The sequence below is a fragment of the Chelatococcus daeguensis genome, from assembly GCF_001887265.1.
GTDB classification, from domain to species: Bacteria; Pseudomonadota; Alphaproteobacteria; order Rhizobiales; family Beijerinckiaceae; genus Chelatococcus_A; species Chelatococcus_A sambhunathii.
Window position 1 is genome coordinate 75,537 of the sequence record NZ_CP018096.1, and the last position, 14,501, is coordinate 90,037.

General features: G+C 68.3%; 13 protein-coding genes. 6 read left to right on the forward strand and 7 right to left on the reverse strand.

The annotated features are described in order from the left end of the window. Positions 1–103 precede the first annotated feature (103 nt). The 5 genes from BOQ54_RS17290 to BOQ54_RS17310 form a co-directional block, all read right to left on the reverse strand. Positions 104–1,222 carry an acetoin dehydrogenase dihydrolipoyllysine-residue acetyltransferase subunit gene (locus BOQ54_RS17290; RefSeq protein ID WP_063188431.1) on the reverse strand — a complete coding sequence of 373 codons (1,119 nt, stop codon included), beginning with the start codon at positions 1,220–1,222 and terminating at the stop codon, positions 104–106. Between the two features lie 10 nt (positions 1,223–1,232). Further along, positions 1,233–2,252, reverse strand: coding sequence for an alpha-ketoacid dehydrogenase subunit beta (locus BOQ54_RS17295; RefSeq protein WP_071924594.1), 1,020 nt, complete (start codon positions 2,250–2,252; stop codon positions 1,233–1,235). A 35-nt stretch (positions 2,253–2,287) separates the two neighbouring features. Beyond that, a complete protein-coding gene (locus BOQ54_RS17300) occupies positions 2,288–3,271 on the reverse strand; it encodes a thiamine pyrophosphate-dependent dehydrogenase E1 component subunit alpha (protein WP_071924595.1) in 984 nt (327 codons plus the stop codon). 42 nt (positions 3,272–3,313) lie between these two features. Then, a complete protein-coding gene (locus BOQ54_RS17305; protein ID WP_055458815.1) occupies positions 3,314–4,360 on the reverse strand; it encodes an ATP-NAD kinase family protein in 1,047 nt (348 codons plus the stop codon). A gap of 173 nt (positions 4,361–4,533) precedes the next feature. Then, positions 4,534–6,480 (reverse strand): sigma-54-dependent Fis family transcriptional regulator, encoded by a 1,947-nt coding sequence (locus BOQ54_RS17310; protein WP_071924596.1) that lies wholly within the window; start codon positions 6,478–6,480, stop codon positions 4,534–4,536. Positions 6,481–6,907: 427 nt separating this feature from the next. Here BOQ54_RS17310 and BOQ54_RS17315 point away from each other — a divergent pair, with 427 nt between their 5' ends. The 6 genes from BOQ54_RS17315 to BOQ54_RS17340 all read left to right on the forward strand — a co-directional run bounded on the left by BOQ54_RS17315 (position 6,908) and on the right by BOQ54_RS17340 (position 12,889). Then, positions 6,908–8,059 (forward strand): ABC transporter ATP-binding protein, encoded by a 1,152-nt coding sequence (locus BOQ54_RS17315; protein ID WP_071924597.1) that lies wholly within the window; start codon positions 6,908–6,910, stop codon positions 8,057–8,059. Between the two features lie 37 nt (positions 8,060–8,096). Next, positions 8,097–9,233 (forward strand): extracellular solute-binding protein, encoded by a 1,137-nt coding sequence (locus BOQ54_RS17320; RefSeq protein ID WP_055458812.1) that lies wholly within the window; start codon positions 8,097–8,099, stop codon positions 9,231–9,233. A 195-nt stretch (positions 9,234–9,428) separates the two neighbouring features. Beyond that, positions 9,429–10,250, forward strand: a complete 822-nt coding sequence (locus tag BOQ54_RS17325; RefSeq protein WP_071924598.1) for an ABC transporter permease — start codon at positions 9,429–9,431, stop codon at positions 10,248–10,250. Beyond that, entirely contained in the window at positions 10,247–11,098 is an 852-nt protein-coding gene (locus BOQ54_RS17330; protein WP_055458810.1) for an ABC transporter permease, read from the forward strand. Before BOQ54_RS17325 ends, BOQ54_RS17330 begins: the two co-directional genes overlap by 4 nt. Positions 11,099–11,110: 12 nt before the next feature. Further along, on the forward strand, positions 11,111–12,154 hold the full coding sequence (locus BOQ54_RS17335) for a LacI family DNA-binding transcriptional regulator (protein WP_071924599.1): 1,044 nt from the start codon (positions 11,111–11,113) through the stop codon (positions 12,152–12,154). A 222-nt stretch (positions 12,155–12,376) separates the two neighbouring features. Then, positions 12,377–12,889, forward strand: a complete 513-nt coding sequence (locus BOQ54_RS17340) for an Hsp20/alpha crystallin family protein (protein WP_071924600.1) — start codon at positions 12,377–12,379, stop codon at positions 12,887–12,889. Between the two features lie 268 nt (positions 12,890–13,157). Here BOQ54_RS17340 and BOQ54_RS17345 read toward each other — a convergent pair whose 3' ends face one another. Next, positions 13,158–13,379, reverse strand: a complete 222-nt coding sequence (locus BOQ54_RS17345; RefSeq protein WP_055458807.1) for a DUF6894 family protein — start codon at positions 13,377–13,379, stop codon at positions 13,158–13,160. Positions 13,380–13,449: 70 nt separating this feature from the next. Then, on the reverse strand, positions 13,450–14,496 hold the full coding sequence (locus BOQ54_RS17350) for an SDR family NAD(P)-dependent oxidoreductase (RefSeq protein ID WP_055458806.1): 1,047 nt from the start codon (positions 14,494–14,496) through the stop codon (positions 13,450–13,452). Between the last annotated feature and the right edge of the window lie 5 nt (positions 14,497–14,501).

Below are 14,501 nucleotides of genomic sequence, written 5' to 3' on the forward strand. Positions count from 1 at the left end.
CACGATGATGCTCCTGTCCTTCAGTCCGAACGGTATGGCTTTCTCCTCGGCCGGCCACGACGGGCCGGCCTCCGTTGCAGGTCTACGGCGTTCTCAGCGGTCTTCAGGCGGTGATATGGGCGCCGATCAGCTCGTTGACGCGGCTTGCCTTTTCCATCTGCACCATGTGCCCGGCGCCGGGGATGACCTCGGCCTTGGCGCGGCCATTGAGCGCCTCGGCATGGGCGGCCGGGATGATGCGGTCCTCCGCGCCCCAGACGACGAGGACGGGGATGTCGAGTGCGGCAAGGGAGGAGGCGACGAGCGTCTTCTGCCGCCCGTGGGCGAGGAAGGCGCCGGACAGCGCCTCGAGCGCCGCCGAGACGCCGTCGAGGCGCTTGTATCTGAGGAGGTCCTCCACGAGCTGGCGGCTGACGAGGGACGGATCGGCGAAGAGCTGTTCCACCACCGGCTTCAGCTCCCGCCGGGAGGCGGCCGAGACGAAGCCGGCGATGTAGTCGGCATTGATCTCCTCCCCGAGCCCGGCCGAGCCGATCAGGGTCAGCGATCTCACCCGCCCCGGCGCGGCGCTGGCCGCGAGCGTCGACACGGCGCCGCCCATGGAATGGCCGACGAGGTGGGCGCACTCGATCGAGAGCGCGTCCATGAAGCCGAGGAGGGCGCGGGCGAGGCCCTCGACGCCTCCCTCCGGCATCGCCTTGGCCGACTGGCCATGGCCCGGCAGGTCGAGCGCATAGACCGTCGCCTTGTCCGCCAGCGCATCGATGTTGAACAGCCAGTTGTCGAGATCGCCGCCAAAGCCGTGCACGAGCACGATCGTCTCGGCGCCCTCCCCGCGCCGCGCATAGCGCAGCCGGCCGGCGGGCGTCTCGACGAATTCGTAGGTCGGGCCGGCTTCCTCCTCGCCCGCCTCGTCGGCGGAAGGGGTGACATAGCCGGCCACATAGGCGTCGATCTCCGCCTCCGGCACGTCGGCATCGGCGACGACGCCGATGAGGGCCTTGACCGGATAGACCGTGTCGACCTCGCCGATGGCGCGGCGCAGGACGCCGGCCTCGCTCGCCTCGACGACGCCGGCGATCTTGTCGGTCTCGACCTCGACAATCTCGTCGCCGACGGCGATTCGGTCGCCGGGCCGCTTCAGCCAGCCCGTGACCTTGCCCTCTTCCATGGCAAGGCCCCACTTGGGCATCACCACCGGCTTGATGCGCTGATCCGTCATGTCCTTCCCCTCAAGCTGCCATGGCGCGCGGCGCGATCTTCGACACCGCGGCGGTGATCGCATCCGCCGTTGGGATGTAGAGGTCCTCGAGCACGGGCGAGAACGGCACCGGCGTGTGCGGCGCCGTCACCATCTGCGGCGCAGCCTTCAGCGCCCCGAAGGCCTCCTGCACCACATGCGCGGACACATCCGTCGCGATGGAGCAGCGCGGGTTCGCCTCGTCGACGACGACGAGCCGGCCGGTCGTCTCGACGCTCTCGAGGACCGTGTCCCAGTCGATGGGCGAGAGCGTCCTCAGGTCAATCACCTCGGCCTCGATGCGCTCCTTGGCGAGCCGCTCGGCCGCCTCCAGCGCCCGGTGCACGGTGAGCCCGTAACTGACGATGGTGACGTCCTTGCCCTCGCGCACCACCGCCGCCTCGCCGAAGGGGATGACATAGGCCTCCTCCGGCACGTCGGCCTCATGGCCGTAGAGGTTCTTGTGCTCGCAGAAGATGACGGGATCGTCGTCGCGGATGGCCTGGATGAGCAGGCCCTTGGCGTCATAGGCATTGGACGGGCAGACGACCTTGAGCCCCGGCACATGGGTGAAGACGGGCGTCAGCATCTGCGAATGCTGGGCCGCGGCGCGGAAGCCGGCACCCACCATGGCCCGGATGACGACGGGGGTCTTGGCCTTGCCGCCGAACATGTACTTGAACTTCGCCGCCTGGTTGAGGATCTGGTCGAAGCACACGCCCATGAAATCGAGGAACATCAGCTCGGCCACCGGGCGCATGCCGCAGGCGGCCGCGCCGATGGCGGCGCCGATATAGGCCGATTCCGACAGGGGCGTGTCGAGCAGCCGGCCGGGATATTTGGCGTGCAGCCCCTTGGTGACGCCGAGCACGCCGCCCCAGGCATCCTCCTCGCCGGGGCTGCCGGCCCCGCCGACGATATCCTCGCCCATGACGATGACGGCGGGATCGCGGCGCATCTCGAGGTCGAGCGCCTCGTTGATCGCCTGTTTCATGCTGATCTTGCGGGCCATGACGGTTTCCTCCGGATGTTCTTGGCTGTCGAGCGTCAGTAGGCGACGTAGACGTCGGTGGTGAGGTCGCGTGCCGACGGCAGCGGCGCGGCCTTGGCGGAAGCCACCGCATCCTCTATGAGCGCCCCGACCTCCCGGTCGATCGCCGCGAATTCGTCCGCCGTGACAACGGCTGCCTCGCGCACGCGCGCGGCGAAGATCTTCAGGCAGTCGCGGTGCTCGCGGTTGTAGTCGTTCTCGCCCTTGGCCTTGTAGGTCTGGGCGTCGCCTTCGAAATGGCCGAAGAAGCGGACCATCTTGCATTCGAGCAGCGCCGGCCCGCCGCCCTCGCGCGCGCGGCGGATCATCTCGCCGGCCGCCTCGTAGACGGCGAAGAAGTCCGTGCCGTCCACGGTCACGCCCGGCAGGCCGAAGCCGGAGGCGCGGTCGACATAGGAATCGACGGCGGTGGCGTAATCGACCGAGGTCGATTCCGCATAGCCGTTGTTCTCGACCACGAAGATGACCGGCAGGTTCCACACGGCGGCAAGGTTCATGCTCTCCAGCACCATGCCCTGGTTGGAGGCGCCATCGCCGAAGAAGGTGATGCCGACGCCGCCGTCGCCGCGGAACTTGGCCGCGAGGCCGGCGCCGCAGACGAGCGGGGCGCCGGCGCCGAGGATGCCGTTCGCCCCCATCATGCCCTTGGCGAGGTCGGCGATGTGCATGGAACCGCCCTTGCCGCGGCAGGCGCCGGTCGCCTTGCCGTAGATCTCGGCCATCATCTCGTGGACATCGACGCCCTTGGCGATGCAGTGGCCGTGGCCGCGGTGCGTGGAGGCGATGCGGTCGACGTCGGTCAGGTGCATCATGATGCCGGTGGCGCAGGCCTCCTCTCCCGCATAGAGGTGGACGAAGCCCGGAATGTCGCCCTTGGCGAACTCGACATGCAGCCGCTCCTCGAATTCGCGGATGGTCCGCATGGTGCGGTAGGCCTTCATCAGGTCCGCCTTGTCGAGCGGGAAGGGATTGGTGGACATCGGCATTTCCTCCTTTGGTCGACCCTTGGGGTTGTCGTTGGTTCAGGCGAGAGCCGTGGCGAGCAGGGATGCCCCGGCCCTGAGGAGCCCGTGCGTCGCGGCGAACTGCATGACGGCGGGCACGTTCACGGTGCGGAAGGCATCGGCCGTGAGCGTCACCGAGACAGCCTCCCGCCCGTCGAAGAAGATCTCGCGCTCGCCGTCGAGAGCGACGGAGCCGGCGGCCAGATGCGGGTGGAAGGGGATGCCCGCCGGCATACGCCGCCAGTCGTCGATGCCGACGGGCACCACGAGGCCGGGTGCGATGGGAGCGCTGAGGACGGTGCGCGCCGTCGCGGCGGGCGCCAGCGAAACCATCATGCCGCCCGCCTCCCCGCGCCCGACCGGCTCGATCAGCCCGGCGATGGCCGCCATGCCGATCACCTCCGGATCGGCGAAGGTGACGAAGAGCTCGCGGAAGGTCTCGGTGCGCCACAGCGCCCTGGCGCCGATATAGCTGTCGGTGACGAAGGCGACGTCGACGAGCGCGATCTCCGCCGGCCGCTCGCCGACCGCGACGTCGAGGCGCTTGTTGGACGCGAAGGCGACTCTGGCCGGCACGCGCCCGGTGGCGGCTAGGCCGGCCGCGAGGCCGGTGATCGTCGGCTCGCGATGCTCCGGGAAGGCGTTGTTGGTGCCCGTCGAGATGCCGGCGATCGGCACCCGCCCGCATTCCTTGACCACGGCCCGGTGCGTGCCGTCGCCGCCGAGCACGACGATGGCTGCGACGCCCGCGCGGTGCATGAGGCGGGCGGCACGCGCACTGTCCTCCGCCGTGCCGGTGACCGGCATGTCGAGATGCGTGACATGCGGAAAGCGGGTCTCGCCCTGGTTGCGCGAGCGCTCGATGCCGCGCATCACGTGGCCGCGGATGCCGCCGTGCTCCGGCATCATCACCACCTGCTCGATGCCGCAGGCGGCGAGCGCGGCGAGCACGCGCAGCACGATGTTGGCGCGATCGGCGATCTGCAGGCTCGCCGCATTGGCGACGACACGGCGGATGTCGCGTGCCGAGACCGGATTGGCAATGATGCCGACGATGGGCCCCAAGCCGTCCTCCCTTCGCTTGTCGTCTTTTGCGAAGGATGCGGCAAGGACGATGCCAACGGCGCGATCAGCGCCAAGTCATTGCAAACAAACAATCCGGCTGTTCTCTCAGGCGGGACTGGTGAGGCGCCGGCGCCCCAGCTGTGGCGCCCCGCCTGCAACAGGTGTGGCGCCCGTCAGCTCAATTTATGCGGCGGCACGATGCCGAAGCGGCGCATGCGACGGTGGATGGTGGAGCGGTCGAGACCCCATTCCCGCGCCACCGCCGAGACGTTCCACTGCCGCGCGCGCAAGGCCTCGACGAGGCGCTCCGCCCGCGCCGTCTCCTCCGGGACGGCGGCGCGGGCCGGCGATGGCACCGGGGAATGAAGCAGTGCCTCCTCAAAGATGGTCGGCGGCAGATCGGCAACGTCGATGACGTCGCTCGTCGCGACGGCGCGGGCATAGTCGAGGCAATTGACCAGCTCGCGGATGTTGCCGGGCCAGGAATGGGCCTTAAGGGCGTTCATGGCGGCGGGCGAGAGCCGCCGCGGCAGCGCGCCGTCGCCGTGCGTGGCCATGAGGTGCCCGATGAGCCAGACGAGATCGGCGCGCTGGCGCAGCGCCGGCAGGGCGAGCACGGCGCTGTTGAGGCGGAAGTAGAGGTCCTCGCGGAATTCGCCGGCCCGCACCAGCTCGACGAGATCGCGGTGCGTGGCGGCGATGACGCGGATGTTAACCGGCACCGGCCGGGTGCGGCCGACGGGCGTCACCTCGCGCTCGGCGAGCACGCGCAGCAGGCGGGTCTGCAGCGCGAGCGGCATGTCGCCGATCTCGTCGAGGAAGAGCGTGCCGCCGTCGGCCTCGATGACGAGGCCCTTCTTGCCCTTGGCCGCAGCGCCCGTGAAGGCGCCCGGCTCGTGGCCGAACAATTCGCTCTCGATGAGCGTTTCGGGCAGCGCCGCGCAGTTCACGGCGACGAAGGGCTTTCCCGCTCGCGCGCTCGCAGCGTGGATGGCCTTGGCGAGATGCTCCTTGCCGGTGCCCGTTTCGCCATGGATGAGGATGCTCATCTGCGTGTTGACGAGCCGGGCGGCCCTGGCGACGACTTCCTCCATCATCGGGTCGCCGCCATGGAGCGTCTCGAGCGGACGAGCCAAGGCCGCCTTCCGTGCCGGCGCAGGCTGCTGCGACGCGCGAGCCGGCGGCGGCAGGCTCTGGGCGAAGAGGGTCGTGCCGCTCGCCAGCAGCCGGACCGCCCGCTGGCGCGTCGGCAGCGAATGGGCGAAGAGGGGCAGGTCGTCGATCCGGCAGTCGAGATAGTCGCTGATCATCGCCCCGAGCGGGTTCGGATTGCGCATCGAGCGCAAGGCGGCTTCGCGCAGCAGGAGGCGGCGCGCGCGGTCGTTGAAGCCGATGATGCGCCCGCCCGCATCGATCGCCAGCACGCAGTCGGGATCGACGTCGGCGAATTCCTGGCTCGCCGCCAGCTTGAGGATCCACTCGCTGCGGAAATTGTTGAGGAGGTTGGCGTTCTCGATCTTGTGAGCATAGGATTTGACGAGTTGGAGCGCGAGGTATTGGCTTTGTTTCGGCTCCGGCGACTTCAGTGCCGAGATGTCGAGAACGCCTGCGAGCGTGCCGCCTGAATCGAAGATTGGGGCGGCAGTGCAGGTGAGTGGAATGTGCGTCGCGTCGAAATGGTCGCTTTGGTGCACCGTCAGCGCTTCGCCGGTGGCGATGCAGGTGCCGACGGCGCAGGTACCCATATGCGTCTCGGCCCAGTCGGCGCCCAGATAGAGCCCGGCCCGGTGCAACTGGTCGTTGAAGGTGGGATCGCCGATGAAATCGACTGTGACCCCCTTGGCATCGGTGAGAAGCAGCACATAACCGAGGCCGCAGACCTGCCGATAGAGCGTCTCGAGCCCCACGCGCGCGGTGTGCAGGAACTCGTCCATGGCGTCGCGATGCTCGCGCAGTTGCGCCTGGGGCAGGATCTGCGCATCGCGCAGCACGACGGGATCGAGCTTGTGCTCGTCCACGCACCGCCGCCACGACTCCTGAATCACCGCATCGCGCGCTGTCCGCTCGCCGACGGCGACCCGCACGACCTCGTCGATATGGGCGGCCTGCTCCTGCCTCATGGCTGCGCTCCTCCCCATATGTCTGTTCGATTTTTTCGTGAAGTGTCGCCCCGGACGCCGGTCCGATCAAGCCGCGACGGCACGGCCAACCCTCGCGACGCCTTCCACCTCGCTTCAAACCGTTGACCGTGCGTGTGAAACCGTCTCAAACCCGTTGCGCCGTCATACCCGCGCCTGACGCGGGCCTCGAAATCGTGGATGGCCGGGATAAGGCCGGCCATGGCGAGCGGAGAGGCGGCCCACCCGCTCATTCACAATCCCACAAGAACCGCTCCCGGGGGAAGAAAGCGTCCTGCTCAAGGGGGCGGCAACGCCGCAACCGGTCTGCCCAAACCGTCATCGGGATGTTATGAATGGGACCTATGTCCCGACCTGGCTTGCAGGGCATCGCCGTTCCGCGATGCACACCTGTGCAACGGGGGGCTCGATGACACTGGCGCCGTTTCTCGAGGTCAAGAAGGCGAGCGTCGCCTATGGCGCGACAACGGTGCTCGACGGCATCGACCTCGCCATCGCCAAGGGGGAATTCGTCGCCCTGCTCGGCTCCTCGGGCTGCGGCAAGACCACCTTGCTCCGGACCATCGCAGGCTTTGTGATGCCCTCGGCGGGAACCGTCTCCGTCGCGGGCCGCGACGTGACGCGCCTGCCGCCGGACAAGCGGGGCATGGCTCTCGTCTTCCAGTCCTATGCCCTGTGGCCGCACATGACCGTGGCACAGAACATCGGCTATGGCCTCAAGCTGCGTCACCAGCCGGCCGAGGCGATCGCCCGGCGTGTCGCGGAGATGGAGGCGCTGCTCGGTCTCACCGGCCTCGCGCGCCGCAAGCCGGCCGAGCTCTCGGGCGGCCAGCGCCAGCGCGTTGCCCTCGGCCGGGCGCTCGCCATCGATCCCGAGATCCTGCTGCTCGACGAGCCGCTGTCGAACCTCGACGCCCGCATCCGCCTCTCCGTGCGGCACGAGATCCGCGCCCTGCAGCGCCGGCTCGGCATCACCGCAATCCATGTCACGCACGATCGCGAGGAGGCGATGGTGATGGCCGACCGCATCGTCATCCTTGACAGCGGCCGCATCGCTCAGGCCGGCACGCCGGAGGAGGTCTACAACCGGCCCGTCTCGTCCTTTGTCGCCGCCTTCATGGGTGCGGAGAACAGCATCGGCCTTGTCGGAACCGTCGCGGGCGACCGCTTCGCCATCACGGCCGGACCGACGAACGAGCCCTGTGCCGTGCCACTCTCGGGGCGGCCGCTCGCCGACGGACCTGTCGTCGCCCGCTTCCGCGCCGAGGCGGCCAAGCTCGTGCCGGCAGGCGATGCCGCGCATGTCCCGGAGGGCACGCTGGTTCTATCCGGCCGCATCGAGAGCGCGAGCTATCCCGGCGGCCACTGGCGCCACGCCGTCGCCGTCGGCCCCGACACCGTTCTCGCCGACGCGCCGCAGGCCTTCGCCCCGGACGCGGCCGTGAAGGTGTGCGTGCCGCCTGAGGCGCTCTTCCTGTTCAACCCGCCCGGCGCCGAACCGGCCGCGGCCGAGTTTGCCGGACACAAGACAGACAAGGCCAGCGAACTGGCCGGAGCCTGACACAGGGCCCCGCGCCCGCCATAACGGAGACCGAACGATGAAAACGTTGTTCAATGCGGCTCTCGCCCTCGGCTTGGCGGCCACGCCGGCCGCGGCAGCCGAGCTGACGGTGGTCACCGCCGGCGACCAGAACATGGTCGAATATGTGAGTGAATATCTCGGCCCGCTGTTCGAAAAGGAAAATCCCGGCGCCAAGGTGCGCGTGGTCGGTACCGGGCCCGGCGATGCCGGCTCGCAGAAGATCCTCGAGCGCTTCGAGGCCCAGGCCAAGGCCGGCAGCGCCAAATGGGACGTCGACGTCGCCGTCGTGCACGAGAAGTTCGCCGGCCCCATGGTGGAGGCGGGCTATCTCGAGGCCTATCGCGACAAGATCCCGAGCGGCAAGCTCGTCACCCGCGGCAATGCCGACATGGCGCTCGGCACCAGGGTGAGCGGTTATGTCATGCCGATGTTCAACAGCCAAACGGCGCTCGCCTACAACCCCAATCTTCTCGCCAACCCGCCGAAGAGCTATGCCGAGCTCGCGGAATGGGCCAAGGCGAACCCCAAGCAGTTCGGCTACAACGGCATCAAGGGCGGCGCCTCCGGTGTCAGCTTCGTCATGGGCTGGATCTACGCCTTCGGCGAGGGCGACGCCGGCAAGCTGCAGAACGGCCCCTTCGAAGAAGCCGAGACGAAGAAGTGGGACAAGGCGCTTGCCAGCCTCAAGGACTTCACGCGCCACGCGACCCTCACCCCCGGCAACGCCGGCACGCTCGACCTCCTGAGCCGCGGCGAAATCGCCATGGGCCCGGTGTGGGTCGACATGTTCTATTCCTGGCAGGCGGACGGGCGCCTGCCGCCGGACCTCAAGCTCATCCTGCCCGAGCCCGGCATGCCCGGCCAGCCGATGCATTACGTGGTGCCGGCGAAGAGTCCGAACCGGGAGCTTGCCGAGAAGTTCGTCGCCATGGCGACGAGCCCGAAGGTACAGGCCGAGGGCATCGTCAAGCGCTTCAACTGGTATCCCGGCATCGACGCCCAGCACGTCCAGGCCGAGCTCGACGACGCGACCTGGAACAAGCTGTTCAAGGACATCACTCCGGAGGACCTCGCCAAGAACGGCAAGCCTTTCCCGATCGCGCCCTACAACAACGCGATCCTCGAGGCCTACGAGCGGCAGGTCTCGAACTGAGCGGGCCATTGGCGCCCGGCGGAACAGCCGGGCGCCATTCGCCCCTCTCCCCTTGTGGGGGAAGGGCCGGGGGTGGGCGTCGCGACGCAGGAGCACGACCTCCTGCCTGCTGCCCCCCTCCCTGCCCCCTCCCCCATAAGGGGGGAGGGGCGGCACCGTTCCACTACAATGTTCCCGGCATAACCGGATCACCCCATGTCGAAACGCCTCCTCGGCCTCATCCTCGTCCTGCCGGCGCTGGCCACGATCACGCTGCTCTTCATCGTGCCGCTCGGCGCCTCGGTCGTCGGCGCCTTCGAGGTCGAGGGCCGCTACGGGTTCGGCAATTTCGACAAGGCCTTCGCCCTCTACAGCCAGGACATCCTGTTCACGGTCGTCATCGTCAGCCTGTCGACGGCGATCATCGGCCTCGTCGCCATCGCCATCGGCGGCTATCTCACGCTCGGCGAGAACCCGCACGCCGTCGCCGTCCTGCGCTGGCTCTACCGCTGGCCGCTGTTCATCCCCTTCATCGTTGTCGGCCAGGTGCTGCGAACCTTTCTCGCCAAGAACGGCATGATGAACAACACGCTCGTCTCCCTCGGTATCCTGACGCCGCTCGAGACGACGAGCTTCCTCGACTGGCGCGGCATCGTCATCGCCTTCGTCTGGAAGCAGGCGCCCTTCGTGGCCCTGCTGGTCTCCGGCGCCATGGCCTCGCTCGACCGCGGCACCATCGAGGCGGCGCGCAACCTCGGTGCTTCGCGCCTGCGCATCCTCATCGAGATCGTCGTGCCGCAGGTGGCGACGACGCTCATCGTCGGGCTCGTCCTGTCCTTCGTCACCATGATGTCGGTATTGTCGGTGCCGCTCATGATCAACGCCCAGTCGCCGACCATGATCACCGCCGACATCGCCTTCCGCCTCAACGCCTATCGCGACTACGGCGTCGCCAATGCGCTCGGCCTCATCTCGCTGCTCATCACGGCGAGCATTGCCTGGATCTACCTCAGGCACAACGTGAGGAGCCGGGCATGACGAGCCTCGCGACGACGACACCGGCTACCGGCCGCCGGCTGCCGCGGATCGACCTCTGGTGGCTGCCGCGCGGGCTGGTCCTCGGCCTTCTCGCCTTCATCATCTTCGGGCCGCTCACCAATCTCGTCTTGTGGACGGTGGCGGAGCGCTGGTACTTCCCGCACGCGCTGCCGCTGGAATACGGCTTCAGCTACTGGCAGCGTGTCTTCTCGCCGCGCGGCAATGCCATGGAATCCCTGGCGAACAGCGTCTTCGTCGCAACCCTGACGGTGATCGCGGCGCTCGCGCTCGCCGTGCCGGCGGGCTATGCGCTGGCGCGGCTCAAGCTGCCGCTGCGCAGCCTCATCCTGATCGCCTTCCTCATCCCGCAGGCGTTCCCGAACCTGCCCGTCTACGTCAACATCGCGCGGCTGTTCTACGGACTCGGTCTCAACGGCACCATTCCCGGCGTCGTCCTCGTCCACGTCACGCACGGGCTCGTCTATGCGGTGTGGATCGCCACCGCCGCCTTCTCGGCGGTCGACCGGGAGCTGGAGGAGGCCGCCCGCTCCATCGGCGCGAGCGCGCTGCGCGCCTTCCGCGACGTCACCCTGCCGCTCGCCGCCCCGGGGCTGATGGCGAGCGCCATCTTCGTCTTCCTCGAATCCCTCGACGAATTCACCGGCTCGTTCTTCGTCGGCGCGCCGGATGTCAACCTGTTGCCGCTTCTGCTCTATACGGCAGGCGCCGGCGGCAACTACCAGATCGCCTCGATCACGGCGCTGCTGCTGCTCGTGCCCTCCATCGCCTTCATGCTGGTGGTGGAACGTTTCCTCAAGGCGGACGTGCTGTCGCGCGTCGGCCACTGAAGCAAAAGCCGCATGACCGTGGACGACACCGCCGCCAGGATCCGAACGACCGGCAAGCCGCGCTTCGTCAGCGCCCAGGACGTGGCGCACCGCGCCGGCGTGTCGCGCTCGGCTGTCTCGCGCGCCTTCACGCCCGGCGCCAGCATCGCGGAGGAAACGCGCAAGAAGGTGATCAAGGCCGCCGCCGAGCTCGGCTATCAGGTCAACGACCTTGCACGCGGCCTTCTCGCCAACCACAGCCGCCTCGTCGGCATCGTCGCGACCAAGCCAGAAGTCGGGTTCCGAGCCGATCTCTCCGCCGCGCTCGCCAAGGCGCTCATCCGGCGCGGCAGCGTGCCGCTGCTCATCAACACGGGCGAGACGAAGGACGAACTCGCCGCAGCCCAGCAGACGCTCTTCGGCCATCGCGCCGAAGCGACCATCATCCTCTCCGGCTCGCCGCCGGCCTCCTTCGTCGATCTCGCCCGGCGCAACGGGCAGCCCCTCGTCGTCATCGGTCGCTCCGAGCCGGAAACGGATCACGTGATGGTGGACAATAGCGCCGCCGCGCGCCTCGCGGCCCGCCTCTTCGTGGCGCGCGGCTTCACGCGGCTCGGTCTCGCCGGCTCGCGATCGGCGACACCGAGCATCGTCGAGCGTGAACAGGCGTTCTGCGACGAGGCCGCCCGCCTCGGCGCCAGGGTCGCCGTCGCACGCGGGACCGACACGGACTATGCTGGGGGCCTTGCCGCCGGCCGCGCCCTGCTCGCCGGACAGCCGCGGCCGCGAGCGATCTTCTGCGTCAATGACCTCGTCGCGCTCGGCGTCACGGATGCGGCGCGTACGGATCTTGCCCTCACCGTGCCCGGCGATGTCGCCGTGATCGGCTTCGACGACATACCCCAAGCCGACTGGCTCGCCTATCGGCTGACGACCTTCCGCCAGGACGCGGAGCTGATGGCCGGCCGGGCCGTCGCCGTGCTCGATGCGCGCCAGCGGCGCCCGACAGGCCCCCTTATCAGCGAGCGCATCGAAGCCCGGCTCGTGGTGCGGCACAGCTTCGTTCCCAAGCCATGAGCGGGCCTCTTGAAGCCCGCCGGTCTCCACCTAGATCAATGATGCCGGTTGCCGCGACAGGGGCCGGCGGACCGCGGGTCCGCTCCGCAGCGCCCGCTGCTCCATGCCGCTTGTCGAGGGCATGGAGAACGGGTCGCGCTCGACCGCTCTCCTCCGGCTTCTGCCGCGCCAAGCCGGCGCTCCGCTTCGGAGCCGCTTCATCCCGAGCAATGGAGGAGACTCATGACCATTCGCGATCTCATCCCCTGGGGTCGAAACGACGAAACCGCCCCCGTCGCCTATCGGGAGCGCGACCCCTTCCTCGCCCTTCATCGCGAGGTGAACCGGCTGTTCGACGACGTCTTCCGGGGCTTCGAGAGGCCCTTCCGCGACGGGCCCGGCCGCCTCGCCGGATTCTCCGCCGCCTGGCCGAGCATCGAGGTCAGCGACGACGACAAGGAGATCCGTGTCGTGGCAGAGTTGCCCGGCCTCGAGGAGCAGGACGTCGAGGTGCTCCTCGATGACGATACCCTGACGCTGCGCGGAGAAAAGAAGGCCGAAACCGAGGACAAGGATCGCCAGTTCTCGGAGCGCTTCTACGGTCGTTTCGAGCGCCGCATCCGGCTCGGTTACGAGATCGAGGACGACAAGGTGAGCGCGAGCTTCCGGAACGGCGTGCTCACGGTGACGCTGCCGAAGAGCGAGAAAGCCGCAAGCAAGGCGAAACGCATCGCCATCGGCACCGAGAAACGGTAATCGCCGAACGCGCTACGGCTCGTCCGCACCGAGGATCCGGGCGGGTGAGGAGTGGTGCATCGACCCTGGCGCTGTCGCGCTTGACCGCTGCGTCCGAAACCGGGGATGGGCCCCGCGCCTGCGCTGCGGCGCCCGGCCCGGCGCAAGGCGCAAGGCGAGCGCGGGGCCGACGACGAGCGCCGTCCATTCGAGCTAAGATTGCGGTGGCGGCTATCGGCTGGTCTTCTGGGCCGGCCGCCGCCGATACGCACCAGCCGCAGCAATGATGTCAGTGCAGGGGGCTCGTGAGGAAGACCGAAAAGAGCCTGCTGCCGGTGGCGTCGGTGATGTCGAACCGCCACCCGTCCCAGTTCGCGAACGGATTCTCGTCGCGCAACTCTTCGATGGCCTGCATGACCTCGGTACGAACCTCATCGAGGTCCGACCGCTCGAGACCGCAGTCGTCCAGCACGATCTCGCGCCCTGTCGACAGATGGAAATAGTACCGCAATGGCACCTCCTGTCCCTGCGGGCCTGATGAGGCTTTCGGAGCGGGCCGGTTGAAGCAGGATTGCCCGGCCTTACGTGACATGTGACCTGTCCCTGCGGACAGCATTGCGGGCAAAACGCTCGCGCCAGAAGGCGATGGTACGCACGAGCCCCTCGCGCAATTCCACCTTCGGGCGCCAGCCGGTTGCCTTCATGAAGCGCGTGCTGTCCGCCAGGAGGACGCGTACCTCCGAATTGGCGGGGCGCAGCCGGTTCGTGTCCTGCTCGACGGGCTTTTGCCGGTCCGTCAGCGCCATGAGAAGATCGACCAGTTCACCGATGGCGATGCCTTTGCCGCTGCCGGCGTTGTACGGCCGCCCGAATTCGATGTCCGGCGCACAGCCGATGGCGAGGAAAGCCGCCACCGTATCCTCCACGTAGGTGAAGTCGCGGCTCGTCGAGGTATCGCCGACACGCACGGTCGCGGCGTCGGGATCGAGTATCTGGCGCAGGACTGTCGGGATGACCGCGCGCTCGCTCTGGCGCGGGCCGAAGGTGTTGAAGGGGCGCAGGATGGCCACGGGCATGTCGAAGCTCCGGGCGTAGGCCTCGGCCATCATGTCGGCGCCGATCTTGGAGGCCGAATAGGGCGACTGCCCCTGCAGGGGATGGCTTTCGCCGATCGGCACCGTGATCGCCGTGCCGTAGACCTCGCTCGTGGAGGTCTGCACGACGCGCCGCACGCGGTGCTCGCGCGCGGCCTCGAGGATGTTGATGAGGCCGAGGACGTTGGTCTCCACATAGGACTGGGCCGCGGAATAGGAATGGGGAATCGAGATCAGCGCCGCCAGGTTGAACACGACTTCCTGCTCCGCGAGGAGGCGGCGCACGAAGGCGGCGTCGCGCACGTCGCCGCGCACGATCCTGAGCCTTGTCACGACATCCGCCGGCAGATGGTCGAGCCAGCCGACGGAGTCGAAGGAATTGTAGAGCGCGAGCGCGGTCACGTCGGCACCCGTCTCCACGAGCCGCTCGGTGAGGTGCGAGCCGATGAAGCCGTCGGCGCCCGTCACCAGCACCCTCGCCTTCTTGTAGTCCGGTATGTGCGGCTGCGATGGAATGATGGGAGGGCGTTCCATGGCGT